Genomic DNA, 23,066 nt, shown 5'->3' on the forward strand with positions numbered 1-23,066 from the left:
GCGCAGGCGTCCAGACCGGCCGAACGGGTCGGCATGCCCTTTACACGGCAGACCCCGGCGGTTTTAGAACCCAAACCTACCGCCGCAACGACTCCCAAGCCTTCATCAACCTCTTCACCGACACAGGCATAGGCGTCCTCAACTCCTGCGCAAACAACGCCACCCGCAACTCCTCCAGCAACCACCGGAACTCATCCAACCCCGGATCCGAAGCCCCCTTCAACGCAGCCCTCGCACGTTGATATTGAGTCAGCAAAAGCGCCATATCCGACATCAATCGCGCATCCCTGGCAGGATCAGCACGCAGCTTGTCAATACGAGCCACCGCGGCCTTCAAATAGCGCGCGAAATGCGTGAGATGCGCATACGGCGTATCGCGGATGAACCACTTAGGCACCAGCGCCCCGATTTGCTGCTGCAGATCCGCATAGGCAGCCGTATGAGGTTTAGCCTGAGGCAGTTTGCGCTGTAGCGCGGCATACTCAATGAGAATCGCATGCGACAAACGCGCGACCTCTTGGGCCAACAAACCCAACCGCCCTTTACCATCCTGCCGCCGCGCTTCAAACGCCTGCTCATCGGCGGGCCATGGATCCGTCAAGCAAGCCTGAGCCAACGCACAATCAATGATCTGATCACGCAGATCCTCCTGCGTACCCAGGTTCATATACAGCATGCTCATCTTCGTCAGGTCCGGCAAATTCTTTTCCAAGAACTTCACCTGATCCCGCAAGCCGATACGGAACAGCCGCAACAACCCCGCACGATGATGACGCTTCGCCTCGTCCGGATCGTCAAACACATCCAGATCGCAGTGCGTGCCACGGTCCACCAGCGCCGGATAGCCGATGACCGATTGCCCCTTGCGCTTGATCTCCATGATCTCCGGCAGCGCGCCAAAAGACCACGACGTCAGGTTTTCATGCGCCAGTGCCTGAGCAACCCCCGCATCGCGCACCGCCAACTGCTGGAACGTCGCTTGCGCCTGCTTGCCGAACTCGGCCTTTAACTGCGCCAGATTGCGGCCCGCCGCGAGCATGCGCCCGTGCTCGTCGACCACTTTGAAATTCATGAACAAGTGGGCAGGCAACGTTTCCAGCTTGAAATCACCCGTAGCTGGACGAACCTGGACCTGATCCCACATGTCGGCGATCAAGGCATCCACCAGACCCCGTTGCGGATCCGCCATACGGTCGTACCAGCGATCATAGAAACCGGCCGCGTAATCAGGCAGGGGCACACAATGACGCCGCAGTTTTTGCGGCAGCGACTTCAGCAACAGATGCGCTTTTTCTTTCAGCATGCCCGGCACCAGCCATTCGCAACGAGCAGGGTCGATCTGATTCAGCGCGAACAATGGCACAGACAAAGTCACGCCATCGCGCGGCGACCCGGGCTCGAAATGGTAGTCCAGCGGCATGACTACGCCCTGCCACTCCACCTGTTTCGGAAACACGTCCGTGGTCACGCCCGCAGCCTCATGCCGCATGAGCTCGTCACGCGTGAGCATCAGCGCGGCAGCGGCCGCTTTATCCAGGCCGTGCACCCATTTTTCCAGGCTCGCCGTCTGCGAAATCCCCTCGGGCAATTGGCGATCGTAGAACGCGTAGATCAACTCATCATCGACCAGAATATCGGGACGACGCGCCTGATGTTCGAGTTTTTCAATGCCGGCAATGAGTTTGCGATTGTGCGCAACGAATGGCAGGCGCGTATCGATCTCGCCCGGCACCAAGGCCTGACGGATAAATAATTCACGCGCATGCTGCGGATTGACACGGCCATACTGAATACGCCGGCCTGCGTAAACGATCAGGCCATACAACGTCGCACGCTCATTGGCGACCACCTGCCCGGCTTTCTTTTCCCAGCGCGGATCGGACCAATTGCGACGCAGCAGATGCGACGCCACGCGCTCGAGCCACACCGGTTCAATACGCGCCACGCAACGGGCATATAACCGCGTGGTCTCGACCAGCTCGGCGGCCACGATCCAACGGCCGCCTTTTTTCGCCTGACGCGAGCCCGGGTGTATATGAAAGCGAATATCGCGCGCACCGCGGTAATAGCCGCCCTCGTCGCTCTTGAAACCGATATTGCCCAGCAACCCCGACAACAGCGCGAGGTGCAGTTGCTCATACGTCGCCTCGGTCTGATTGACCCGCCACCCCTGCTCGCCCACCAGCGCCGACAACTGCGTATGCACATCGTGCCATTCACGCAATCGGATAGGCGACAGAAAATTCTGGCGCAACAAAGCCACGAGTTTGCGTTGCGATGCCTTGTGCTGCACTTGCTCGCCATACCAACGCCAGAGCTTCAAAAACGACATGAACTCGGATTTGTCGTCGGCGAACTTGGCATGCGCAGCCTCGGCGGCCTCGCGTTCGGCCATGGGACGATCACGCGGATCCTGCACAGACAGCGCCGAGGCGATGATGAGCATTTCCGCCAGGCACTGTTGCTCGCGTGCAGCCAGAATCATACGGCCAATGCGAGGGTCGACAGGCAGCTTTGCCAACTCGTGACCCGTGCGGGTCAACACATATGACGAGCCCGTGCGCGCGGCTTCGTTCGTCTCGTCATCATCCGAGGCCGATGCCAATTCGATCGCGCCCAGCTCCTGCAGCAGATGGTAGCCATCGGCGATGGCACGCCCCGGTGGCGCCTCGACAAAAGGAAACTGTTCGATGTCATCGAGCTTGAGCGACTTCATCCGCAGAATCACCGAGGCCAACGAGGAACGCAACACCTCGGGATCAGTGAAAGCAGCGCGGCCGTTGAAATCCAGCTCGTCATAGAGACGAATACACACGCCAGGCCCGATACGCCCGCAACGCCCGGCACGTTGATTGGCCGAGGCGCGGCTGATCGGCTCGATACGCAGTTGCTCGACCTTGTTGCGCCACGAATAACGCTTGATACGCGCCAGCCCGCTATCGATCACAAAGCGAATGCCTGGCACGGTCAACGAGGTCTCCGCCACGTTGGTCGCCAGCACAATGCGGCGCGCATTGGTACGCGGATGGAAAATCTGCTCTTGCTCGGCCTGCGACAGCCGCGCGTATAGGGGCAGTACCTCGGTGCCCGCCGGGTGGTGTTTGCGCAAGGCCTCGGCCGATTCGCGGATCTCGCGCTCACCGGGCAAAAACACCAGGACATCGCCCGGGCCATGACGTGCACACTCGTCGACCGCATCCACGATGGCATCGATCAGATCGCGTTCCTCGTCACCCGCCAGGCGCTCGCGATTCGACTTGTTGCTGCTGGAGACTTCGTCCTCGTCCGCCTCGTCACGCACCGGACGATAACGCACCTCGACGGGATACAGACGTCCAGACACCTCGATAACAGGCGCCAGACGTAATCCGGTGCGATCCTGGCCGAGATCTTCGCCGCCCTTTCTCTCGTCTGCCGAATCTGCCGATGCAGCCTCGGGCGAGCCGACCTGGCCTTCAGATGCCGCGAAATGGCGCGCAAACCGCTCGGCATCAATGGTCGCCGACGTAATGATGACCTTCAGGTCAGGGCGCCGCGGCAGCAGCTGTTTCAGATAGCCCAGCAGAAAATCGATATTCAGGCTGCGTTCGTGCGCCTCATCGATGATCAGCGTGTCATAACGGCGCAGCAATGGATCACGCTGCGACTCGGCCAGCAAGATGCCGTCCGTCATCAGCTTCACCGAGGCATTCGGGCCGGTACGATCATTAAAGCGCACCTGGTAACCGACGATTTCACCGAGAGGCGTGTTCAATTCCTCGGCGATGCGTTTGGCGACCGACGTGGCGGCCAGCCGGCGCGGCTGAGTATGGCCGATCATGCGCTGGCGGCCACGGCCCAATTCCAGGCAGATCTTGGGTAATTGCGTCGTCTTGCCTGAACCCGTCTCGCCGCTGACGATCACCACCTGATGGCTGGCGATGGCACGCGCGATCTCCTCTCGCCGCGCGCTGACCGGCAAGTCCTCAGGATAGGTGATGACGGGAATAGGCCGCTCGGGCGGCGGCGCCTTGTCCGCCGCAGACGAACGTGGTGCATCGCGCCGGCCTTGCTGACGCTTGCCCGACGGGGACGCATCGCGTGGCGGGACCTGCTCAGGCTTGCCTGGCGAGGGTGCATCGCGTCGCTGGCCTTGCTCGCGCTTGCCTGGCGCAGGCACTTCGCGTGGACCTTGCTCACGCTTGCCTGGCGTCTTGCCGCGCGCGGGCGGAGGGGAAACTTCTGACATGTGCGATTTATCCTTTAAGCCGCCATTATAAAAACTTGTCATGCTCGCGCTGAGAGCGCCCGTTGTCCCGCCGCGTCATGGAGCGAAGCCGGACTCAGTGACGGCCCATCAGGCACCCTCTGGTGCGAAACTGTTGCATAGATACCCTTTTTGATTCGATTGATTTAGGGCCCGTCCCTGTCACGGTCATATAATTTCGTGCAGCGCCGCCCTACGCGGCACCGGCCACGCCCTCGAGCGTGCCTACGTCCTCAGGAAGCTCATCCGCCCATCATGTCCGATCAGGAACCCGACACCGTCTCTGCCCAAGAAGCCCCCGAATTCGCCGCTGCCCAGTTTGTCCGATGGTTCCGAGACGTGGCGCCGTATGTGCATGCATTCCGAGGTAAGACCTTTGTGATCGCCTTTGGCGGCGAACTGGTCCAGGCGGGAGCGCTCAATGCGCTGATACAAGACTTGTCGCTGTTGTCGGCGCTGGGAGTCCGTATGATCCTGGTGCACGGATCGCGCCCCCAGGTGAACGAGCAACTGCGCCTGAAGGGATTCACCCAGCAGTTCGATCGTGGCATGGCGCCCACCGACCCTGCTGCGCTGGAATGCGCCAAAGAAGCCGCGGGCGAGATCCGCCTGGATATCGAAGCCGCGTTCAGTCAGGGCTTGCCCAACACGCCCATGTCGCATTCGCATATCCGGGTGATTTCGGGCAATTTCGTCACGGCCCGCCCCACGGGCGTGGTTGACGGCGTGGACTACCAGCACACCGGACAAGTCCGCAAAATCGATGTCGATGCACTGAAATTCGCCATTGAGCGGGGCTCGATTGTTCTGCTGTCGCCCTTGGGATTTTCACCCACTGGCGATGCCTTCAATCTGGCCATGGAGGACCTCGCCACCAGCGTCGCGGTTGCCCTGCGTGCCGAAAAATTGATTTTCCTGTCTAGCTCTCCAGGCGTGCTGTCCCCTGATGGATCGGTGGACACCGAACTCGCGCGCGTAGACGCCGACGCCTTGTTGCAGCAAGGAGATCTGGACGAAGACACCGCGTTTTATCTGCGGCACGCCTCGCTGTCGGTCAAACGCGGCGTGGCGCGCGCTCACCTGGTGCCCTACGCCTTGGACGGCAGCGTCCTCCTGGAAATCTTTACCCACGATGGTGTCGGCACCATGGTGGTCGAGGACACACTGGATGATCTGCGTCCCGCCACGCTGGACGACGTAGGCGCGATTCTGAGCCTGATCGAGCCGCTGGAGGCCGACGGCACGCTGGTGCCGCGCCCGCGCAGCGTCATCGAGCGCGAGGTGGAACACTTCACTGTACTGGAGCACGACGGCGTCATCTATGGCTGCGCCGCGCTGCACCCCTATGCAGAGGAGCACATGGCCGAAATGGCCTGCCTGATCGTGCATCCGGAATGGCAAGGCACCGGCGAAGGCGAGATCCTGCTGCGCCACATGGAGTCGCGTGCCCGGGCCATGGGCGCGCGGCGCCTGTTCGTGCTCACCACCCGCACTTCCCACTGGTTTATCAAGCGGGGCTTTGTGCAGGGCGGTATCGCAGATTTGCCCCGTGGCAAGCAGAACAATTACAACCGCTCGCGTAACAGCCTGATTTTCATCAAGAAATTGTGATCGTCTGAGCGACGGTGTGGGCCTGAACCAGGTCTGCTGAACGGGCGGCTCGTATTGAGCAGGCCTGGACAGCGGGCCTGCTGGCGTTGTCCGTCTGCTCCTGGCTCCCACACCCATGCCAAGCCCGCTAAAATGACAGATCTCATTCAAACCGGCAGCAAACCATGTCCCGTATCATCAACTGTGTAAAACTGAAACGCGAAGCCGAAGGGCTCGATTTTCCGCCGTACCCCGGTGAAATGGGCACGCGCATCTGGCAAAGCATTTCCAAAGAGGCCTGGGAAGAGTGGAAACAGGTCCAGACGCGTCTGGTCAATGAAAACCGCTTGAACCTGGCTGACGCCCGCGCCCGCAAATACCTGCAACAACAAATGGAACGCTTTTTGTTCGAAGACGGCAACGTCGAAGCCCAGGGTTTCGTACCGCCTTCGGAATGATCACGACCCAATGATCATCATGCCCGGGCCCTGACGGGCCCAGGCAGCGCGGCTCACGCCTCGCCGTTCGATTCCGCGGTCTCGGCCTCTACCTCGCCACGAGCCTGGCGTTCGGCATTTTTGGCGCCGGTATGGCGGACGTCCGCCCCCCTGACCAGATAAATCACGCGTTCGGCCATGTTTTTGGCGTGATCACCAATGCGCTCCAGCGCCCGCGCGATGAACACCATATCGATGGCGCGCGAAATCGTGCGCGGATCTTCCATCATATAGGTGATCAGATTGCGCAGCGCGCCCTTCCATTCGCGATCGACTTCTTTGTCATTGCGAACGACCTGGGCAGCCAGCACCGGATCCAGACGAGCAAACGCGTCCAGCACATCGTGCAGCATACGGCCCACGCTGGCGGCCATATGGCGTATCTCGATGACCGGCATAAAACGTTGATCGGCCTCGTACATGCGGCGCACGGTATTGGCGATTTTTTCGGCTTCGTCGCCGCAACGCTCCATGTCTGTCAGCATCTTGGACACCGCCAGCAACGTGCGCAAATCAATCGCCGTCGGCTGATGACGCGCCAGAATCAGGCCAATACGCTCGTCGATCTCGACCTCGAAGCGATTGACCTGTTTTTCGCGCTCGCGCACCTTTTCGACCAACTCCATGTCGCCCGTAGGGATTGCGTCGACCGATTCCTGAATCATGGCCTCGACGACGCCGCCCATCTGCAAAAACTGCGAACGGACGCTTTCCAGATCGGCGTCGAATTGCTTGTTAGTGTGCTCCGTCATCCGGACTCCCTGCGTAGGTTTGTTCATGGCGTTACCCTTTAATGCGCAATGCGTGATGGGCCTGCCGACCCGCAAGGTTATGACTTAATTATGACAAGATTATTAATCGTGCCGCGCCGCCCCGCAAGCGGCGAAACGTCAGGATCGCTCAAGCCGCCGAGTGCCGTTTTGCGTAGCTAATAACGCAATATGCGCCCCCACACGTGCGAACAGGCCGCAGGTCACTACCCCCGCCAGATTGTTCACGATGAGCTCCAGATTCGGCGCATCGTCAATCTGCAAACCCGACACATCCAGAATGATGTTGCCGTTGTCCGTCGTCACGCCTTCGCGCAGCTTGGGTTGGCCACCCAGGGCAACCAGCGAACGCGCCACCGATTCGCGCGCCATCGGAATGACCTCGACCGGCAAGGGAAAGCGCCCCAGGCGCTCGACCAGCTTGGACTCGTCTGCGATACAGACAAACTGCTCGGCCACCGACGCCACGATTTTCTCGCGCGTGTGGGCCGCACCGCCGCCTTTGATCATGTGCAGGCGGCCGTCGATCTCATCTGCCCCATCCACATAGACCGGCATGGTCGTCACGTCGTTCAGCTCCAGAACCTTGAGCCCATGGCCCGCGAGACGAGCAGCACTGCGCTCGGAGCTGGCCACGGTACCGCCCAACCGGCCCTGAAACCTGGCCAGGCCATCGATGAAAAGATCGGCGGTCGAGCCGGTACCGACGCCGATGATGACGTCGGGGCCGACCAGAGGTTCGATCAGAGCCAGCGCCGCGTCGGCGGCCTGTTGCTTGAGTTCTTGCTGAGTAAGCATGGTGCGCTAGCGTGCCCGAGCACGCGAAAAGTCAGTAAAAAAACCGATATCCCATATCTGATCGCGATATCGGATTTGGGATGCCAGCGCAGCAATTTAGCAGATACCCGGCCACGCCCGCGCCAAAATCGCGTCTACATCCAGTCCCGGCGGCAATTCTCCGACGATTCCACCCGGCTGCACGAGCCGGCTGGCCACAAACGCATCCGCCACGGGCGCCGGCGCCGTCTGGATCAACAACGCTGCTTGCCACAATCGCGCCAGCCCCGCTGCCACATGCCGCGCCTGAGCGGGATCGATCGCCTGTACGGCATCCGCCGCCGCCTTTGCCACCCCCGTGGCGGCCTGGGGCAGTTGGTCCGATACCTGCATCAGCCACACATCCAAAGCACGATCATAAGCCGGCCACGCACCGCGCGCGAGATCCAGCTCCGCCCGCAGCATCGCCAGTCCTTCGACATCGCGCTGCAACGCGCGTAACACGTCCAACGCCATGATGTTCCCCGACCCTTCCCAGATCGAATTCACCGGCGATTCGCGATATAGGCGTGCCAAGGGGCCATCCTCGATATAGCCATTGCCGCCCCAGATCTCCATGCATTCCGCGATCGCATTGATTGCACGCTTGCACACCCAGAGTTTGGCGGCGGGGGTTCCCACGCGCACCAAGGCCCGCGCGCTGGTCCCTACCTTCTCGTCGCCACGCTGATCGACCGCGCGCGCCAAACGCATCGCCCAGGCCGTTGCCGCCTCGCTTTCGAGGGCGAGGTCCGCCAACACCTGACGCATCAAGGGCTGCGCCGCCAGCGCCTGGCCAAACACCTGCCGGTATTGCGCATGATGCGCCGCCTGCACCACCGCCTGGCGCAGCAGCGCCGCGCTGCCCAGTACGCAGTCCAGGCGGGTGGTCGCAGCCATCTGCAATAACAACGGCAGCCCGCGCCCGGGCTCGCCCATCAGCATGCCCCACGCCTGTTCGAACTCCACCTCGCCACTCGCATTGCTGCGATTGCCCAGCTTGTCTTTCAAACGGCGGATACGCACTTCATTGCGCGGCCCATCGGGAATCCAGCGCGGAACAAAAAAACACCCTGGCCCCGCCTCCGTATTTGCCAACACCAGATGCGCATCCGCATGCGGCACGGAAAGAAACCATTTATGCCCCGTCAATCGATATACCTGGCCGCGCCCTTCCGGGCCCTGCGCCACGGCTTGAGTCGTTATGGCGCGCAGATCGGATCCCCCTTGTTTTTCCGTCAATCCCATGCCGATCAAGGCGCCACGCTTGGCCGAGATAGACGCGTCGGCCGGGTCATACTCATGGGAGAACAATGCGGGCAGCCATTGTTGGGCAAAATCGATCGCTCCGGCAGGCTCGCTCTGCAGCAAAGGCACCGCCGCAAATGTCATCGTCGTAGGACACAGCGTTCCTGCTTCGACCTGCCCTTGCATCAAGTAGGCCGCGGCGCGCGCGACTTGATGGCCGGACCGTGTCGAGGCTTGTGCATGCGCTGGCTGCGTAGCTGACGCCAACCATGCCTGGCTATGCAAGCCTCGCGCCACGATGCCCGACATCAACTCGTGCCAGGCCACATTGAATTCCACCTGATCCACGCGATAGCCATTGCGGTCGTATCCCACCCAACGCGGCGAGTAGCGATTCGCCAGCTCTCCCGCCGCTAATGTGTGGGCACGCCCCAGCCACGCACCGTGCTCGCGCAACGTAGCGTCCCAATCAGCAGCCCCTTCACGCTGCACCGCCTGCCTTAATGCGATATCCGTGTCGTACAAGGAATAATCCTGCAACGGCGCGACTTGATTGCGGACAACATGCGTCTGAAACGTCGACATACCGGCCTCCGATTCGATGTAGCGCGATCGTGGCGATCACTTCCCTTTTTATACTCCCAATGTCGTCAGATCCAATGCGCTTTGCCACGAAGACTCAATCTCTGTCACAGCGTCTTGCAAGCGACGCGCAACCTCATGCTGCCGGTCACCCGATAGACGAGACGAAATCGCGGCCACACTGATCGCCGCCACGGGAATCCCTGCCGACGAACGAATAGGAACGCCGACTGCACTCATCCCGCTCACGAGCATGCCGTCGTTCAATGCATAACCGCGCGCTTGCGCATCGGCTACCAATTTCCGCAGCGTCGCGTCACTGAAGTGATACCGCGCGCGCGCCTCAGATGTCCGGTCGATAATGTTCAGCATGGTCTGTTCATCTTGAAACGCCAGCAGCGCCAGACTGCCTGCTCCAACACCTAATGGCCGGCGCGCCCCCACAGAGAGAGTCAGGGTCTTCACCGGAAAATCGCCTTCGTAGCGCGCAACGCAAATCGACTCCAACCCTGAGCGCAAACTCAGATACACCGTGTCTTCGGTCTCATCGGCAATCCGCTGCAAGCGTGCTGCGGCCAGCCGGCCCAGGCCATACCGATCGGCGGCCGCCAACGCCAGTGTCAATGGCCGAAAGCCCAACTGATAGCTGCCGTCCTCTTCCACATAATCCACCCACCCGAACTCTTGCAGCCCGGTCATCAGACGATGAGCAGTCGTTTTGCCCAGCTTGGTCAAGCTGACGATCTCTGCCAATCGCAATCCCTGCGGAGCGCGCGCAAGCGCATCGAGCGCCAGGCTCATGCGGCGCAAATTCTGATGTTCTCCCCCGCGCTCCGCGCCCCCGAGTTCCGCTTGTGTGGCTGATTCCTTCATCTGTGACGTGTTCCTGTTGGCTTGCCTGTTGTGTGTTCCATATTGAAATTATCCATCAGCCTCTCTATACTTTCATTTAACAGATCATTTATTCCGTTAAACGGAACATCAATGAATATACTGGTTCTCGACAGCATCACGCAAGTCCCTCCGCGCACTCACGACACCGTGGCGTACTGCGCCTCACACGGGGGCAGCTATTGCGGCTCGCTCGCCTTGTCAACGGGATTGCGGGGCGTCATCCTATGTGACGCGGGGGTGGGCTTGGAACAGGCCGGCATAGCAGCCTTGCCCATTCTCGAGGCGGCCGGGATCCCTGCAGCCACGATCGGCCATCTGTCGGCCCGTATCGGAAATGGCCAAGACGGTCATCAGCGCGGACGGATTTCCCACGCCAACGCCATCGCGGCACGCTTGGGCGTCGCGATAGGAGACACATGCCATCACGCGCTGGAAACCCTGGCTTGCCGGGCTTCCCCGGGGCCGCTCGAGACGAACATCGCCCACGCTGACGCCGAACACCGCAGTGTCGTGCGCTTATCCAACGGCGGCGAGGTCACGCTGGTCGACTCCAACTCGCTCATCACCGCAACAGATACAGGAAAGATCGTCATCTGCGGATCGCACGGAGGCTTGCTTGGCGATGACCCAGGCTCTGCCGTGCGCGTTGATGTCCGCGGCATCGTGTTCAACGATGCTGCCGTCGGGATAGATCAGGCTGGTACGTCGAGGCTGCCTGCCTTGGATGAACGAGGCATTGCAGCAGCCTGCGTCAGCGCCTGGACCGCCCGTATTGGCGACGCGCAGTCCAGTTATCGCACGGGCGTGATATCGGCACTGAATCGCACTGCCATTGAGGCAGGCGCCTCGTTAGGCATGACCGCTCAGGCATTCGCACTACAGCTAGCTCACCATTAAACCTAACAACGGAGACACAGATGACGACACAAAAACACCACTTGAGTGGTGGCGCAGCGGTAGCAGAGATGCTGAAACGATACGAAGTCGGCCCTTTATTCGGAATGGGTGGATTTCAATTGCTGCCCTTTTACGAAGCCTGCCGGGCGCTCGGGCTGCGGCACACCTTGATCAACGATGAACGCTGCGGCGTATTTGCCGCAGACGCCTACGCTCGCGTCACGAATCGCGTCGGCATCGTGGACGCAACGCTAGGGCCAGGGGCGACCAATCTCGTCACAGGCCTGGCCGAGTCGCTCAATGCCGGCATCCCCATCGTCGCGATCGTCGCCGATGCGCATCGCGATCATGCCTGGAAAAACATGACTCAGGAGGCCCGGCAACTGGAAGTCCTGCGCCCCGTGTGCAAAGAAGTCATCCGAGTCGAAGCCATTCAACGCATCCCCGAGCACGTACGGCGCGCCTTTGCGGTAGCGACCTCGGGCCGTCCCGGTCCGGTCGTCATCGCCATTCCCGAAGACATCTCGCATGGGGAACATACGTTCGACGAAGCGGATCTGTTCACCGATCCCGCGACCGCGACCTTTCAGTCACGCCGCACCCGTCCGTCCGGCAACGATGTCGCGCAGGCCGCTGCGCTGATCGCCAATGCCAGACGCCCGCTTATTCTGGCGGGCGGCGGCATCCATATCTCTCAAGCACACGAAGCCCTGCTCGCGCTGGCTCGCAGCGAAGGCATTCCCGTCGCGCACACGATGAGCGGCAAAGGCGCCATTGCCTGCACAGACCCCCTGTCGGCAGGCGTGTTTGGACGATACGACCGCATCGCCAATGCGCTGATCGCCTCGTCCGACTGCCTCATCGTCGTGGGCTGCAAATTAGGCGAGGTGGCGACCAAGCGATTCACCATCATTCCCCCTGCCACGCCGCTCATCCATATCGATGTCGTTGCAGAGGAAATCGGCCGCACCACCAAGGCCGATGTCGCTTTGGCAGGCGATGCACGCCTCGCTCTCGAAGACATTGCCAGCGCACTCGGCAATGGGGATTCACGCCGGGCACAACGCGCCGAGTACCTGGCTGAGGTCCCGGTAAAACTGGCCCAATGGAACGAGACAGCCAAGGATCGCACCACCTCCAAAGAGACCCCTGTCAACATCGGCCGCATCCTGGGCGAGCTCAACCGAATCCTGCCCAAAGACGCTGTCCTGGTCGCCGATGGAGGCTTTGCCGCGCATTGGGGAGCACTGCTGTTCGACACCAAACAAGCTGGCCGGCACTTTGTCGCCGACCGGGGCTTCGCCTCCATCGGCTACGGCGTACCTGGCGGCATGGGCGCCAAGATCGGGGTCGGCGCAGAACGCGTCGTCGTCGCACTGACCGGCGATGGTGGATTCAACATGACCATGGGCGAAATGGAAACCGCCAAACGCCTGGGCGCCAATTTTGTTTTATGTGTCTTTAACAACGCCGCCTCGGGCTACGTCAAGGCGCTGCAGCACTCGGTCTACGGCGCGGGCAACTACCAGTCGTCAGACCTGCATGAAATGAATTACGCGGATATTGCCAATCACATGGGATGCCTGGGTATCCGCGTCGAAGACCCCGAGCAACTGGTCAGCGCATTCGAACGAGGGTTCGCGAATCGCGAGAGCCCCACCGTCATCGACATCGTCGTGACACGCGATCCCGCCCGCATGCTGCCCGCAGTCGATAACCGCACACTAAAAGTCCAAAAAGGCGACCGCCCCGTGTAATCAATCACACAGGCTTCACAGGAGGAGACATAATGAAACTGTTGCAACCCACCCGCAGAAAGGTGCTGAAAACGGGACTGGCGATGACGTTGTCAACGCTGGCCGGCAGCGCGCTGGCACAAGCCGCCTACCCGACAGGCCCGATACGACTGGTGATCCCGTTCGCCCCCGGCGGCACCACAGACGTGGTCGGACGAATCTTTGCCGAAGGCCTATCCAAAGAGCTGAAACAGCCTATCGTCGTGGTCAATCGTGGCGGCGCCGGCGGCTCGATCGGCGCGCTGGAACTGGCGCGCGCCACGCCCGATGGCTACACCATTGGCCTGATGAACGTCAGTACGCACGGCACGAATGGCGCAGTGAAAAAACTGGACTATGACATCACCAAGGATTTCACACCGATTGCAAAGCTCTCGAGCTTTCCCGGCGTGATTGTGGTCAACCCCAAATTCGAGGGCAACACGTACCCGAAGTTCATGCAGATCCTGCAGGCTAATCCCGGGCGCTACAGTTATGGCAGTTCCGGAGCAGGCGGCGCAACGAACCTGGCCATGGAGCAGTTCAAAATGATGACGGGCCTGAACATCACACACATTCCATACCGGGGTTCAGGCCCCGCACTGAGCGATGTGGTTGCCGGGCAGGTGCCGATTTTGCTCGACGCCCTGCCCTCGGCCATGTCCTTCATCAAATCCAAGCAGCTCACGCCTATCGGTCTGGCGGCAGCAACGCGCAGTCCTCAATTGCCCGACTTGCCCACCTTCAACGAACTGGGCGTCAAAGACTACGCGCCTGACTTCTGGAACGGCATCATGGCGCCTGCGGGCCTGCCTAAAGACATCCAGGCCACGCTCTATGACGCCATGCAGCGCACACTCAAGCGGCCCGAGACCAAAAGCCGGCTAGAGGATCTGGGCGCCACCGTATCGACAGGCACATCCGAAGACATGGCCACGCAAATTCGCAACGATGCCAAGGTCTGGGAACGCGTCGCCGAGTTCGCCAACATCAAGGAGCAATGACATCATGCTCAGCCTCCCCATGGGTTACCCGATCCTGATGAAAGAGCGACCCATGCCCGGAGGCGTCGCTCTGGCGCGCCGGCAGCTGCGTTCTCTAGCGGCGAACGAAGTTCTGGTGCGCATCAGCCGCGCGGCCATCTGCGGCACGGATTTGCACATCATCGGATGGAATGCCTGGGCCGCGAAAAGCTACAAACCTCCGTTCGCGCTCGGGCATGAATTCAGCGGCATTGTCATCGATCGGGGCAATGAGGTACACGACATAAAACCGGGGGACAAAGTCGCCGCCGAGACGCATCTGCCCTGCGGCCACTGCAGTCAATGTGCCGCGGACCGCGGCCACACCTGCCTGAATCTACGGGTATTCAGCCGCCTCGATTGCGGTGCATTTGCCGAATATGCGATCGTTCCGTCGGAATTACTGCGTGTGCTGCCAGCCGATCTTCACCATAAATATGCCTGTCTCATGGAGCCTCTGGGTATCGGTGTGCGAGCCGTTCGAGAATCACAGGCCCGATCAGGACAGTTGCTCGTTGTCGGCTGCGGGCCTATCGGCCTGCTGGCCATCGCCGCCGCCAAAGCCACCGGTACGACACGCATCATCGCGACCGATCTCTCTCATGACCGTTTACGGCTCGCGCAGTCCATTGGCGCAGACACGCTCATCGATCCCAGCGAAGACGACGCCAATGAACAGCTGATGAGCCTGCGCCCCAATGCTGGTGGAGTCGATGCTGCCATCGATACCAGCGGAAACCAGGCAGGGATAGCATCTGCGTTGTCGGCTGTCCGGCCCGGAGGCACTCTGCTACTGGCCGGCCTGCCGAACGGCGACATCGGTCTGGATCTTTCGCGCCATGTCATCTTGCGGGAAATCGCCGTGCGAGGCATCTACGGACGACACCTGCGCACTACGTGGCAAGACACCATTGACCTGCTGCCTGCGCTGATTCCCGCGCTCGATCGCATCGTCACGCACGAGTTTCCGTTGCACGAATACGAAGCCGCCTTTGACATAGCGACATCGGGCCAGGCAGGAAAGGTACAGTTCGTCATCAACGACGATTAACGCCTTACACCTCGTCGCCTAGCACCCGCTGCGCATCCTCCTCCGGCAAAGCCTCGACGGTCTTCAGATTGCGCAGCATCGCCCGGGTACGCACTTCCGTCTGGCCCAGCTTGCTGCTGGCGGTATCCAAGGTTTTTTTCACACTAGCCAAGGACTCGCCGAACTTCGCGAACTCGGTTTTTACCGCACGCAATACTTGCCAGACCTCGGACGAGCGTTGTTCGATCGCCAGCGTGCGGAATCCCATTTGCAGGCTATTGAGCATCGCAGCCAAATTGCTCGGGCCCGCCACGTTCACGCGCAAGCTCTGCAACTTATCCAGCAAACCAGGACGGCGCAGCACCTCGGCATACAAGCCCTCTGTCGGTAAAAACATGATCGCGAAATCGGTCGTATGCGGCGGCGCCACATATTTCGCCGCAATCTGCCGCGCCTGCAATTCCACGGCTCGCGCCAATGCCATTCCTGCCGCACGTTCGCCTTCCGGGTCCACGGCGTCATAGGCATCCATCAGGCGCTCGTATTCTTCCTTGGGGAATTTGGCATCGATCGGCAGCCATACAGGCTCATCCCCCGCGGCCCGCCCCGGTAACCGAATGGCGAACTCCACTACGGCATCACTGCCCGGCACCGTTTTGACGTTGCTGGCGTATTGATCGGGTGTCATGACATCCTGAATCAAACGGGCCAGTTGCACCTCGCCCCACGTGCCGCGCGATTTCACGTTGGTCAACACGCGCTTCAGATCGCCGACGCCGGCGGCCAACGATTGCATTTCTCCCAGGCCCTTGTGCACCGCATCCAGCCGATCCGACACGAGCTTGAACGACTCGCCGAGCCGCTGTTCCAGCGTGGCATGCAGTTTTTCGTCGACGGTCCGGCGCATCTCGTCGAGCCGCGCGCCATTGTCTGCCTGCAAGGCTTGCAAGCGTTGGTCCACCGTCTGACGCACATCCTGCATGCGGCGGTCATTCAGGGCCACCAAACCCTCCAGCCTTTCGCTGAATTGAGCCGAAAATCGCGCCAGGGAATCCGCATATTCTGCACGCGCAGCCTGCGCATCGCGCGACAACGCGGTGCGCAGTGATTCCTGACCTTGTGCCAGCTCCGTACGCAAACCACGGGTTGATTCGGCAAACTCCGTACGCAGCCCTCGCTGGCTCTCGTCCAGATCCGCGCGCAACGCACGCTCCAGACGATCCAGTCCATCCATCAGTGTTTCGATGTGCGAGTCTTCAGGTGACCGTAACCAGAGGCGCACTAGAATCAAAAGACTCACTAAGGCGGCCACAGTGGCCACCACGGTCATCCAAGGCAAGGCTTGCGCCCACGGAAAAGCATCGATCAAGGGCAATCTCCCGAAAGCGCTATTGTAGGCTGGGAACAACACTATCTCAGACGGCAAATCCAGGGCGGATGCCTGCTCTGTGCCGAGCATCCTCCTCTGCGGCGCCTTGCTCTTGGCCGAAACAGGCCGTCGGCACCAGCGCAACCCCAGGTTGCGCAAATTTCGCTTAACTTCGACAATCCCGAAACATAAAGAACATTCGCCAACATCGTTGTGCAACAAGACTTTTCTACGCTGGATGTCCTGAACGGCGCCAGACAGCCCGACCTCCTGCCCGCCCCCGTCGCTGCAGACACCTTCGGTATACGCTCGAGCAGCTTTACTGCGGTGTTCGGCCCCCTGGATCTGACCCACGCGCAGGTACTCGCCAGAGGCGCAGACCGCTACGTTTTTCAGCATCCGCATGAGCCCTCGTTGCTGATCAAAGTCATCAACATGGACGCTTACGCGGCCTACCTGGAACGCAAGCCGTTCAAGCGTTTTTACAAGCAGTTCCAACGCGAAAGCGCCTATCGGGTCTACCTGGACGAACTGTCGGAATATGTCACCACGACGACTGTCCCGTCCGGCGTGTGGAACGTCCCCATGTCACGCGTGGTCGGTCTGGCTCAAACCACACTCGGGCTCGGTCAACTAGTAGAAAAAATCACCGACGACAATGGCCATCTGGCACCCACGCTGGCCAACATCATTGCCCGCGAGGGGATTTCTTCTGCCTTGAGCGATCAATTGGACGCGTTTTTTGATGACCTGATTGATGCGCATATCGTCATCAGTGACCTCTCTGCCAAAAACATTGCGCTGGGCAACAATGCCGACGGCAAAAAGGGGATGTATCTGATTGATGGATTCGGCGTATTGCCGTTGATCCCGCTGTATGCCTGGAGCAAGCGGTTGAACAAGATGCGCATGCGCCGCAAATACACCGAGTGGCGGGCTCGCATTGAACGCCAGTACGACGAAACCCAAGCCTCTGCTCAGGGCACGATCACGCCGTAGCGATCCATCCAGTCATAGTCGCGGTGCGGCTCCTGCCCACGGCGTAATGGATTGCGAGTGCAAAACGCCGCATAGACCGGATCGACATAGCGATAACGCAAATGCTCGTCCCGCCCTGCGGGGATACCCAGACGAGTCGTGCTGATCAAACGATCGGGCGATTGCCCTATGTCTTCCACGAAAAAGGTCTTGGGATCAAAACGCTGTGCATCCCACTCGGGGACTTTCAGGCCCAGCGCGCGGCATAGCAACGTTTGCCCCGCGCACAGACGTCCTGGCGGCCGAGGCTGTCCTTTGGCATCCGGATTCAGCGCCTGCATGCGCGCCAGCGACTCAGGTCCGGACACGACATCGGACCACGGATACGCAGACTTGATCAGCACCGCATTGCCTGGCCCGCCCGCGCTGAAATTCAGCGAGTCGCCGCCACGTGCGTAATACATGTACACCGTGCCGCCATCCATGAACAAAGCGCGGCGCTTATGCGTATAGCCCAGCGAGGCATGGCTGCCCTTTTCCGTCAGGTAGTACGCCTCGGTCTCGATGATGCGTGCCGACAGCCACAAACCATCCAGGCGGCGCCTGATGACCTTGCCCAGCAGCTCGCGCGCCAGCTGGCTGGCGTCGCGATCAAAAAAATGGTCGGGCAGTGCTGGCCCGGGGCCTTTCGCCATCTTCAGGCAAAGCGCTCGCCGTAGCGCTTTTCCGAGAACCCGACCGAGACTTCGCCATCGGCAGTCACCGTCACAGGACGGCGCACCAGGGCCGGATACTCGGCAATCAGTTTCGTCCACTCGGCATCGGTCTGCGCGGCCTTGCGTTCATCAGACAACGCGCGCCAGGTCATGGAAGTACGGTTGACCAGTTTTTCCCAACCGCCGACCTTGCCGGCCCAGGCCTTCAATGTGGCGGCCGGCACGGGATGATCGCGGTAATCAATGAACTCGTGCGCCACGCCGTGCGCCGACAACCAATCGCGTGCCTTGACGCAAGTGCTGCATTTGTTCAGGCCGTATAGCGTTGTCTGATGCTTCATTTTGAATCGGATTCCTTACGCTGTTGCAGACGATTGAGCACGATCACGCAAATGCCCACCGCCAGGATAAACAGAGTGGCCAACGCGTTCACTTCGGGCTTGAGCCCCAACCGCACGCGCGAAAACACTTCCATAGGCAGAGTTGTCGAACCCGGCCCCGACAGAAACGACGCCAGCACGACATCATCCAACGAGAGGGTAAACGACAGCAACCAGGCCGCTATCAGGGCCGGCGCAATCAAAGGCAGCGTAATCCGGAAAAACACCGTCAACGGCGTCGCCCCGAGATCCAGCGCAGCCTCTTCGAGCGAGCGGTCCAGGTCGCGGATCCGCGCCTGAATCACCACCGCCACATATGCCACGCATAGCGTGACATGGCCTACCCAGATGGTAAAGGTGCCGTTTTCCGCCGGCCAGCCCAGCAGCCCCCGCATTTCCACAAACATCAATAGCAGAGAAATACCCAGCACCACCTCGGGAATCACCAGCGGTGCGCTGAGCATCCCTAAATACAGGGTAAAGCCGCGAAACCGCCCCATGCGCCCCAACACATAGCCCGCCCACGTGCCGATGATGACCGCCGCCGTCGCCGTCAATGCCGCGATCTTGAACGACAGCCACGCCGCGCTCAACAACGCACTATCGTTGAACAACGCGTGATACCAGCGGAACGAAAAGCCGCTCCATGACGTGACCAATGGCGAATCGTTGAACGAAAACACCATCAAGCTGAGTATGGGCACATACAAAAAGAAGTAACCCAGCCCCAAGGCCAAGCCGCGCGCGGTTTTATTGGGCCCCTTCATGCCTGCCCCCGCGTTGCCATGTCTTGTTGACGCACCTGGCTGTACTGGAACAAGGCCAGCGGCACAAGCAACAGCAGCACCATGACGCAAGTCACCGCCGATGCCATCGGCCAGTCTGCATTATTGAAGAACTCGTTCCACATCACGCGCCCCATCATCAGGGTATCGGCGCCGCCCAGCATTTCTGGAATGACGTATTCCCCCACCGACGGAATGAACACCAACATGGCGCCGGCGATCACGCCCGGACGCGACAGCGGCACGGTGATACGCCAGAAGGCCTGCCACGGGCGAGCGCCCAGATCATAGGCGGCCTCCAGCAAGCGCAAATCCATCTTCACCAGATTGGCATACAAGGGCAAGATAAAGAACGGCAAATACGCATAGACCAAGCCGATATACACCGCCAGATCCGTGCGATAAATTTCCAGCGGGCTGGAAATCAGACCGATGCTCATCAAGAATTTATTCAGCAAGCCATCATTACGCAGAATGCCGACCCAGGCATAGACCCGCAACAACAGCGAGGTCCAGAACGGCAGAATCACGCCCAACAGCAAAAGATTGCGTATCGACGGTGACGAGCGCGCAATGTAATACGCCATCGGATAGCCGATCAGCACACAGCACACGGTCGTGATCGCCGCCATCTTCAGCGAACTCAGATACGTATCCAGATACAGGCTGTCGGTGAACAGTCGGATATAGCCCGCCAGGTGCAGACTGAACTGCACCGCCTCGTCTTTAAACTCAGTCAGTGCCGTATACGGGGGGATGCCAAACTGCAGCTCGGCAAAACTGATCTTGAGCACCAGAAAAAACGGCACCAGCAGAAACAGCGCCAGCCAAAGATACGGCGGCACGATCGCCAGCGTGCGTCCCGACGGAATCAAGTCGCGTAGTGCGGGCAGCTTCATGACGCGAGCACCGTCGCGCTGTCAGCGCTCCAACTGACGTAGATTTCCTCGTCAATGCCCGGCGCGTCGATCTGGGCCAATTGCAGACTGGGCACGCTCGCCTCGACAACCTTGCCCGAGTCCAAGCGTATCTGGTACAGCGCATAGCTGCCCATCCAGGCCATATGGCTGACCATGCCATGCGCCCAGTTATAGTCACCCTCGGGTTGAGTCCGCGAGACCACCAGCCGCTCCGGCCGGATCGACACGTGAACCTCCATGCCCAGCGGTTCGCTCACCCCATGGCTGACATAAAGCGGACGCGTCAGCTCCGCGCATTCAATCGCCACGTGATCGGGCTCATCCACCACAATCGTGCCGGTCAACAAGTTGGTCGAGCCGATAAAGCCCGCCACAAAGCGCGAATTCGGAAACGCGTAAACATCCTGCGGCGTGCCGCATTGCACGATCTGGCCCTCGGTCATGACCGCCAGGCGATGCGCCATGGTCATGGCTTCTTCCTGGTCGTGCGTCACCATGATGCAGGTCACGCCGACCTGCTCCAGAATCTTGACCAGCTCGATCTGCGTCTTTTGGCGGATCTGCTTATCCAGCGCGGACATGGGCTCGTCCAGCAGCAACAGTTTCGGCCGTTTGACCAGGCTGCGCGCCAGCGCCACACGTTGCTGTTGCCCGCCTGACAACTGATGCGGCTTGCGGCGCGAATAGCCCGCCATCTGCACCAGATTCAGCGCCTCGAACACGCGATCATGAATTTCCGCGCGGTCCACTCCCTCTTGTTTCAGGCCAAAAGCCACATTGGCCTCGACCGTCATATGAGGAAACAGCGCATACGACTGGAACATCATGTTCACCGGCCGCCGATACGGCGGCACACTGGTGATGTCCTCGCCATCCAGCATGATCTGGCCGGAGGTCGCCTCCTCAAAGCCCGCCAACATGCGCAACAAGGTCGACTTGCCGCAGCCGGAGCTGCCCAGCAAGGCAAAAATCTCATTGCGCTTGACCGCCAGATTGACCGAACGCACGGCGACAACGTCGCCAAAAATCTTGACCAATTCGGAGACCTTGACGAACTCGTCAGGGTCTGCCGAATGCTGTGCCGTGTAACGGCTTTCACTCATGATCGCTATCGTCCGGACTTGAGTTCCGCCCACATGCGAGTCTGCAGGCGCTGGATATTCATGGGTTGGGCCTTGATCACATACAGTGTCTTGGCGACGTCCGGCGGCGGATAAATCATGGGATTTTCGGCCACATCCTTGACCACGAACTCCCGCGCGGCCTTGTTGGCGTTGGGATAGAACATGGTATTGGTGATGGCTGCATGCACCTTGGGCGTCTCGATATAGTTGATGAAGGCATGAGCCTCATCCACGTGCGGAGCGTCTTTCGGAATCGCCATCACATCAAACCACGCAGGCGCACCGCCCTTGGGGATGAAATAGTTGACTTCGTAAGATTTCTTGGCGTCTTGCGCACGCTTGCGAGAGATCATCACGTCTCCCGAAAAGCCGTACACCATGCATAGATCGCCCACCGCGAGCTCGTCAATATAGCCCGAGGAACTGAATTGGCGAATATAGGGGCGGATTTGTTTCAACAGATCCAGCGCAGCCTTGTAATCGTCCGCGTTGTCGCTGTTGGGATCCTTGCCCAAATATTTGAGCACGGCGGGAAACACCTGCGCCGCCTCATCCAGCATGGAAATACCGCATTCTTTCAGCTTGGCGGCGTTTTCGGGCTTGAACAACATGTCCCAGCTCGCCAGATCGGCGTTCTCGCCCATGATCTGCTTGACCTTGGTGACGTTGTAGCCGAGGCCGTTGGTGCCGTATCCCCAGGGAATCACATGCTCATTACCCGGATCGATCGTGGCGACCAGCGCCATGATGTCGGGATCCAGATTCGACCAATTGGGGATCTTGGACTTGTCCAGCTTTTGATACAAGCCGCCCTGGATCTGACGTGAGGCGTAATGCGTCGAGGGCACCACCACGTCGTAGCCCGACTTCCCGGTCAGCAGCTTGGCCTGCAGGGTGTCGTTGTTGTCGTAAACGTCGTAACGGACCTTGATACCCGTCTCGCGCTCGAAACCCGGAATCGTGTCCGGGGCGGTGTATTCCGCCCAGTTGTATACGTTGACGACCTTGTCCTGCGCCCATGCACCGGACGCAGCAGCCGCAGCCAACGCTACCCCTAGCGTCCACTGTATTCCCGCCTTTATCTTCATCGCGAGCCCCTTTTGCTGCATTCTGTGAATGCTAAATTGCTAAAGGGCAAAATGATAAAGCCTTTTTACAGGTGTTTGGCTATGAGATGAAGGGGATTGTCAGCGGATTCGGTGGAAGATCGTTCTGGGGGACATGGGATATCGCTATTCAGGCAAGGTGAGACCGTTCCCGACAGGCGCCCCCCCCCCGCAGGAGCATTGTGGAATTCTCAACACCGCGAGCCGGGGTCTGCCGTGTAAAGGGCATGCCGACCCGTTGAGGCCGCCGAGCCTGGTATGTCAGGCGGGGGGTAGTCGGCTGGGCATGTNTGAGNGGAGCGCAGCGGAGCGAGTTTGGCC

Annotated in this window: 19 protein-coding genes; 7 read left to right on the top strand and 12 right to left on the bottom strand. The window is 60.1% G+C overall.

The window, feature by feature from the left end; translation table 11 throughout:
- Nucleotides 1–76 precede the first annotated feature (76 nt).
- Nucleotides 77–4,228 (bottom strand): ATP-dependent RNA helicase HrpA, encoded by a 4,152-nt coding sequence (hrpA, locus tag ACNA0I_RS25960; RefSeq protein WP_415808909.1) that lies wholly within the window; start codon nucleotides 4,226–4,228, stop codon nucleotides 77–79.
- A gap of 273 nt (nucleotides 4,229–4,501) precedes the next feature.
- On the opposite strand from hrpA, the gene argA reads away from it, so the two are divergent.
- Nucleotides 4,502–5,857 (top strand): amino-acid N-acetyltransferase, encoded by a 1,356-nt coding sequence (gene argA / locus ACNA0I_RS25965; RefSeq protein WP_415808910.1) that lies wholly within the window; start codon nucleotides 4,502–4,504, stop codon nucleotides 5,855–5,857.
- A gap of 164 nt (nucleotides 5,858–6,021) precedes the next feature.
- On the top strand, nucleotides 6,022–6,294 hold the full coding sequence (locus ACNA0I_RS25970; RefSeq protein ID WP_415808911.1) for an oxidative damage protection protein: 273 nt from the start codon (nucleotides 6,022–6,024) through the stop codon (nucleotides 6,292–6,294).
- A gap of 53 nt (nucleotides 6,295–6,347) precedes the next feature.
- Here ACNA0I_RS25970 and phoU read toward each other — a convergent pair whose 3' ends face one another.
- The 4 genes from phoU to ACNA0I_RS25990 form a co-directional block, all read right to left on the bottom strand.
- Nucleotides 6,348–7,085 (bottom strand): phosphate signaling complex protein PhoU, encoded by a 738-nt coding sequence (phoU, locus tag ACNA0I_RS25975; RefSeq protein WP_415808924.1) that lies wholly within the window; start codon nucleotides 7,083–7,085, stop codon nucleotides 6,348–6,350.
- Nucleotides 7,086–7,223: 138 nt separating this feature from the next.
- Nucleotides 7,224–7,901, bottom strand: a complete 678-nt coding sequence (gene rpiA / locus ACNA0I_RS25980; protein ID WP_415808912.1) for a ribose-5-phosphate isomerase RpiA — start codon at nucleotides 7,899–7,901, stop codon at nucleotides 7,224–7,226.
- A gap of 96 nt (nucleotides 7,902–7,997) precedes the next feature.
- A complete protein-coding gene (locus tag ACNA0I_RS25985; RefSeq protein ID WP_415808913.1) occupies nucleotides 7,998–9,752 on the bottom strand; it encodes an acyl-CoA dehydrogenase family protein in 1,755 nt (584 codons plus the stop codon).
- Between the two features lie 48 nt (nucleotides 9,753–9,800).
- Nucleotides 9,801–10,622, bottom strand: a complete 822-nt coding sequence (locus ACNA0I_RS25990; protein WP_415808914.1) for an IclR family transcriptional regulator — start codon at nucleotides 10,620–10,622, stop codon at nucleotides 9,801–9,803.
- A gap of 111 nt (nucleotides 10,623–10,733) precedes the next feature.
- On the opposite strand from ACNA0I_RS25990, the gene ACNA0I_RS25995 reads away from it, so the two are divergent.
- Genes ACNA0I_RS25995 through ACNA0I_RS26010 form a run of 4 tightly spaced genes read left to right on the top strand, consistent with a single transcriptional unit; the run spans nucleotide 10,734 to nucleotide 15,388 of the window.
- On the top strand, nucleotides 10,734–11,540 hold the full coding sequence (locus ACNA0I_RS25995) for a hypothetical protein (protein ID WP_415808915.1): 807 nt from the start codon (nucleotides 10,734–10,736) through the stop codon (nucleotides 11,538–11,540).
- A gap of 20 nt (nucleotides 11,541–11,560) precedes the next feature.
- Nucleotides 11,561–13,297, top strand: a complete 1,737-nt coding sequence (locus tag ACNA0I_RS26000; protein WP_415808916.1) for a thiamine pyrophosphate-binding protein — start codon at nucleotides 11,561–11,563, stop codon at nucleotides 13,295–13,297.
- A gap of 32 nt (nucleotides 13,298–13,329) precedes the next feature.
- On the top strand, nucleotides 13,330–14,319 hold the full coding sequence (locus tag ACNA0I_RS26005; RefSeq protein ID WP_415808917.1) for a Bug family tripartite tricarboxylate transporter substrate binding protein: 990 nt from the start codon (nucleotides 13,330–13,332) through the stop codon (nucleotides 14,317–14,319).
- 4 nt (nucleotides 14,320–14,323) lie between these two features.
- Complete coding sequence (locus tag ACNA0I_RS26010) at nucleotides 14,324–15,388, top strand: zinc-binding dehydrogenase (RefSeq protein WP_415808918.1); 1,065 nt, start codon at nucleotides 14,324–14,326, stop codon at nucleotides 15,386–15,388.
- A gap of 4 nt (nucleotides 15,389–15,392) precedes the next feature.
- Here ACNA0I_RS26010 and ACNA0I_RS26015 read toward each other — a convergent pair whose 3' ends face one another.
- Nucleotides 15,393–16,697 carry a DNA recombination protein RmuC gene (locus tag ACNA0I_RS26015; protein ID WP_415808925.1) on the bottom strand — a complete coding sequence of 435 codons (1,305 nt, stop codon included), beginning with the start codon at nucleotides 16,695–16,697 and terminating at the stop codon, nucleotides 15,393–15,395.
- A 342-nt stretch (nucleotides 16,698–17,039) separates the two neighbouring features.
- Here ACNA0I_RS26015 and ACNA0I_RS26020 point away from each other — a divergent pair, with 342 nt between their 5' ends.
- Nucleotides 17,040–17,735 (top strand): YrbL family protein, encoded by a 696-nt coding sequence (locus ACNA0I_RS26020; protein WP_415808926.1) that lies wholly within the window; start codon nucleotides 17,040–17,042, stop codon nucleotides 17,733–17,735.
- Here ACNA0I_RS26020 and ACNA0I_RS26025 read toward each other — a convergent pair.
- From ACNA0I_RS26025 to ACNA0I_RS26050, 6 genes are read right to left on the bottom strand one after another with little or no spacing between them, the layout of a single operon-like run.
- Complete coding sequence (locus ACNA0I_RS26025) at nucleotides 17,714–18,409, bottom strand: DNA-3-methyladenine glycosylase (RefSeq protein ID WP_415808919.1); 696 nt, start codon at nucleotides 18,407–18,409, stop codon at nucleotides 17,714–17,716. The two genes, ACNA0I_RS26020 and ACNA0I_RS26025, sit on opposite strands and share 22 nt — an antisense overlap.
- A 2-nt stretch (nucleotides 18,410–18,411) precedes the next feature.
- Entirely contained in the window at nucleotides 18,412–18,771 is a 360-nt protein-coding gene (locus ACNA0I_RS26030) for an arsenate reductase (protein ID WP_415808920.1), read from the bottom strand.
- Nucleotides 18,768–19,577 carry an ABC transporter permease subunit gene (locus tag ACNA0I_RS26035; protein WP_415808921.1) on the bottom strand — a complete coding sequence of 270 codons (810 nt, stop codon included), beginning with the start codon at nucleotides 19,575–19,577 and terminating at the stop codon, nucleotides 18,768–18,770. Before ACNA0I_RS26035 ends, ACNA0I_RS26030 begins: the two co-directional genes overlap by 4 nt.
- Nucleotides 19,574–20,494 (bottom strand): ABC transporter permease subunit, encoded by a 921-nt coding sequence (locus ACNA0I_RS26040; protein WP_415808922.1) that lies wholly within the window; start codon nucleotides 20,492–20,494, stop codon nucleotides 19,574–19,576. The genes ACNA0I_RS26035 and ACNA0I_RS26040 overlap by 4 nt, the downstream gene beginning before the upstream one ends.
- Nucleotides 20,491–21,618, bottom strand: coding sequence for an ABC transporter ATP-binding protein (locus tag ACNA0I_RS26045; protein WP_094820461.1), 1,128 nt, complete (start codon nucleotides 21,616–21,618; stop codon nucleotides 20,491–20,493). Before ACNA0I_RS26045 ends, ACNA0I_RS26040 begins: the two co-directional genes overlap by 4 nt.
- 5 nt (nucleotides 21,619–21,623) lie before the next feature.
- Nucleotides 21,624–22,727, bottom strand: coding sequence for a polyamine ABC transporter substrate-binding protein (locus tag ACNA0I_RS26050; RefSeq protein WP_415808923.1), 1,104 nt, complete (start codon nucleotides 22,725–22,727; stop codon nucleotides 21,624–21,626).
- Nucleotides 22,728–23,066: the final 339 nt, after the last annotated feature.

The organism is Bordetella muralis (assembly GCF_965139205.1).
Classification (GTDB): domain Bacteria; phylum Pseudomonadota; class Gammaproteobacteria; order Burkholderiales; family Burkholderiaceae_B; genus Bordetella_A; species Bordetella_A muralis.

Bases quoted from the DNA above. Each gene is read 5' to 3' on its own strand.
- ACNA0I_RS26025 (WP_415808919.1), bottom strand. From the start codon at position 18,409: ATGGCGAAAGGCCCCGGGCCAGCACTGCCCGACCATTTTTTTGATCGC.
- hrpA (WP_415808909.1), bottom strand. From the start codon at position 4,228: ATGTCAGAAGTTTCCCCTCCGCCCGCGCGCGGCAAGACGCCAGGCAAG.
- ACNA0I_RS25970 (WP_415808911.1), top strand. From the start codon at position 6,022: ATGTCCCGTATCATCAACTGTGTAAAACTGAAACGCGAAGCCGAAGGG.
- ACNA0I_RS26040 (WP_415808922.1), bottom strand. From the start codon at position 20,494: ATGAAGCTGCCCGCACTACGCGACTTGATTCCGTCGGGACGCACGCTG.
- ACNA0I_RS26050 (WP_415808923.1), bottom strand. From the start codon at position 22,727: ATGAAGATAAAGGCGGGAATACAGTGGACGCTAGGGGTAGCGTTGGCT.
- ACNA0I_RS25990 (WP_415808914.1), bottom strand. From the start codon at position 10,622: ATGAAGGAATCAGCCACACAAGCGGAACTCGGGGGCGCGGAGCGCGGG.
- ACNA0I_RS26030 (WP_415808920.1), bottom strand. From the start codon at position 18,771: ATGAAGCATCAGACAACGCTATACGGCCTGAACAAATGCAGCACTTGC.
- ACNA0I_RS26000 (WP_415808916.1), top strand. From the start codon at position 11,561: ATGACGACACAAAAACACCACTTGAGTGGTGGCGCAGCGGTAGCAGAG.
- ACNA0I_RS26015 (WP_415808925.1), bottom strand. From the start codon at position 16,697: ATGACCGTGGTGGCCACTGTGGCCGCCTTAGTGAGTCTTTTGATTCTA.
- ACNA0I_RS25995 (WP_415808915.1), top strand. From the start codon at position 10,734: ATGAATATACTGGTTCTCGACAGCATCACGCAAGTCCCTCCGCGCACT.
- ACNA0I_RS25985 (WP_415808913.1), bottom strand. From the start codon at position 9,752: ATGTCGACGTTTCAGACGCATGTTGTCCGCAATCAAGTCGCGCCGTTG.
- ACNA0I_RS26045 (WP_094820461.1), bottom strand. From the start codon at position 21,618: ATGAGTGAAAGCCGTTACACGGCACAGCATTCGGCAGACCCTGACGAG.
- argA (WP_415808910.1), top strand. From the start codon at position 4,502: ATGTCCGATCAGGAACCCGACACCGTCTCTGCCCAAGAAGCCCCCGAA.
- phoU (WP_415808924.1), bottom strand. From the start codon at position 7,085: ATGACGGAGCACACTAACAAGCAATTCGACGCCGATCTGGAAAGCGTC.
- rpiA (WP_415808912.1), bottom strand. From the start codon at position 7,901: ATGCTTACTCAGCAAGAACTCAAGCAACAGGCCGCCGACGCGGCGCTG.
- ACNA0I_RS26035 (WP_415808921.1), bottom strand. From the start codon at position 19,577: ATGAAGGGGCCCAATAAAACCGCGCGCGGCTTGGCCTTGGGGCTGGGT.
- ACNA0I_RS26005 (WP_415808917.1), top strand. From the start codon at position 13,330: ATGAAACTGTTGCAACCCACCCGCAGAAAGGTGCTGAAAACGGGACTG.
- ACNA0I_RS26010 (WP_415808918.1), top strand. From the start codon at position 14,324: ATGCTCAGCCTCCCCATGGGTTACCCGATCCTGATGAAAGAGCGACCC.